Source organism: Christiangramia aquimixticola, from assembly GCF_048285835.1.
GTDB classification, from domain to species: Bacteria; Bacteroidota; Bacteroidia; order Flavobacteriales; family Flavobacteriaceae; genus Christiangramia; species Christiangramia aquimixticola.
Map to the genome: position 1 here is coordinate 1 of NZ_JBLVTL010000017.1, position 633 is coordinate 633.

The window sequence follows — 633 nt, forward strand, 5'->3', positions numbered from 1 at the left end:
TTCCCTGGATGCAGATATGTTTAAACTGAGTGAAAATGCGATGAAACTGGCCAATATTTCCACCATGACGGTAGGAACCGGCGAGGCTTCAAAAGAACTTAGATTGAACGGGAAAGTTGAGGTTGACGAAAGAAGTTCTTATACTCAGGCTACCCATATTCCCGGAAGAATAGAGCAGTTAAGAGTGAATTTTACCGGGGAAAAAGTAAGCAGGGGTCAAAGCCTTGCCACTATTTATTCTCCGGAATTGGTTACTGCACAGGAGGAATTATTACAGGCCCAGGATATTAAAGAAAGTCAGCCGGAACTGTTTGCCGCGGCCAAACAAAAATTAAGGAACTGGAAGATAAGTGATGCGCAGATTGACAGGATGTTAACCCGGGGCGAGCCAATTGAAAGATTTCCTATTACCGCAGATGTTAGCGGAGTGGTAACCGAATTAATGGCCGAGCAGGGAGATTATCTTGAACGTGGGATGCCTATTTACCAGATCGCCAATCTGGATAAGCTGTGGATCCTTTTCGATCTTTATGAAACCGACCTTAACTGGGTAAAAGAAGGAAGTATGGTAGAATATACCGTTCAATCTATTCCCGGTAAAACCTTTGAAGGGAAGATAGATTTCATCGATCC

At 43.6% G+C, this 633-nt stretch carries 1 protein-coding gene; it reads left to right on the top strand.

Translation table 11 applies throughout. The features are described 5' to 3' along the window. The coding region (locus tag ACNKXV_RS13280) for an efflux RND transporter periplasmic adaptor subunit (protein ID WP_417908225.1) at nt 1-633 on the top strand (633 nt) is incomplete at both ends.